The following is a 1,188-nucleotide window of genomic DNA, read 5'->3' on the forward strand; positions in this document are numbered from 1 at the left end:
GGTGCGCTCGACATCCTCTTCGCGAACGCCGGTGTGGCCTATGTCACGCCTTTGGCGACGACCGACGAGGCGCAGTATGACGGCCTCATGGATACCAACGTGAAGTCGGTGTTCTTTTCGGTCCAGGCGATCGAGCCGGTCATGCGTGAAGGTGGCTCGATCATTCTGAATACCGCCTGGCTCAATCAGGTCGGAGTGCCCGGGCGCGCCATCCTTTCGGCCTCGAAGGCGGCGGTGCGCTCGTTCGCCCGCACGTTGTCGGCGGAACTCCTCGGCCGGCGCATTCGCGTCAATGCGGTCAGTCCGGGCCTGATCGAGACGCCCATCCTTCGGGGCGTGGGTCGGTCCGAACACCCCGGGCAGACTGAGGCGCAGTTTCGCGACTATCTCGCGGGCGCCAGCAAGCTGATCCCGATCGGACGCCTCGGACAACCCGACGAAATCGCCGCCGCGGTGCTGTTCCTCGCCAGCGACGCGTCCAGCTATATGCTCGGATCGGAAATGGTTGTCGATGGCGGGTTCGGCGAGATTTGAGCGCGAGGTATTCGCGTGCAAACGACGGTTGCTTGTCCATCGCGTCATTCAGCCGTGACCACCAAAGAAGATACGGCATGAAACGCTTGGTACCCCTTGCCGCCGTTGCGGCCGCCACGTTGAATGGAGCCGATATGGCGGCCGCTGCGGAGCTTCCGACCTATGAATCGATGGGTCTGCCGATCACCGCTCTCCAGATTTCTATCGTTGGATCGGCTCATGTCCGAGAGGCCTCGCCCGTCCCCACCCTGACGTTGGGCGGCATGCCAGCCTCTCCTCATCAGATCGCGGTCTTGACCGGGCGCAAGACGAGCATCGGAGAGTTGGCCGAGAAGCCAACCATTGGGGCCGGCAAACGCGAATGACGCAGCCGGCCCCTTGCTTTACGCCGCCTTCTTGCTCTCGGCGAGATTGGCGAGCTGGCGCAGGATCTCGGTGGTGCCGGCGAGCCGCTCTTCCGGCGTATCCCATTCCTGGAGAACACCGCCTTCATGTCTGGCCGCACCTTCGCGGCCTATTGCCGCTTGTCGGTCGCTGCGATCGCTGTGTAGGCGGCATCGCCGGCAGGCGAAGCCACCTTGTCTTGGTAGCTCCGCATCCCTCATCTTCAGGCCTCACGCATGCTGAGGCTGCGCCAGCTGGCTGACCTGCATC

Annotated in this window: 3 protein-coding genes; 2 read left to right on the forward strand and 1 reads right to left on the reverse strand. The window is 63.6% G+C overall.

Annotated elements, in window-relative coordinates; genetic code table 11:
• Positions 1–534: SDR family oxidoreductase (locus H8B02_RS47340; protein ID WP_229172521.1), on the forward strand; the 534-nt coding region annotated here is incomplete at its 5' end.
• 77 nt (positions 535–611) lie between these two features.
• Positions 612–899 carry a hypothetical protein gene (locus H8B02_RS47345; protein ID WP_229172522.1) on the forward strand — a complete coding sequence of 96 codons (288 nt, stop codon included), beginning with the start codon at positions 612–614 and terminating at the stop codon, positions 897–899.
• 18 nt (positions 900–917) lie between these two features.
• Here H8B02_RS47345 and H8B02_RS47350 read toward each other — a convergent pair whose 3' ends face one another.
• Positions 918–1,139 (reverse strand): hypothetical protein, encoded by a 222-nt coding sequence (locus tag H8B02_RS47350; RefSeq protein WP_229172523.1) that lies wholly within the window; start codon positions 1,137–1,139, stop codon positions 918–920.
• Positions 1,140–1,188 lie beyond the last annotated feature (49 nt).

The organism is Bradyrhizobium altum, from assembly GCF_020889705.1.
In the GTDB taxonomy this organism is placed as follows: domain Bacteria; phylum Pseudomonadota; class Alphaproteobacteria; order Rhizobiales; family Xanthobacteraceae; genus Bradyrhizobium; species Bradyrhizobium altum.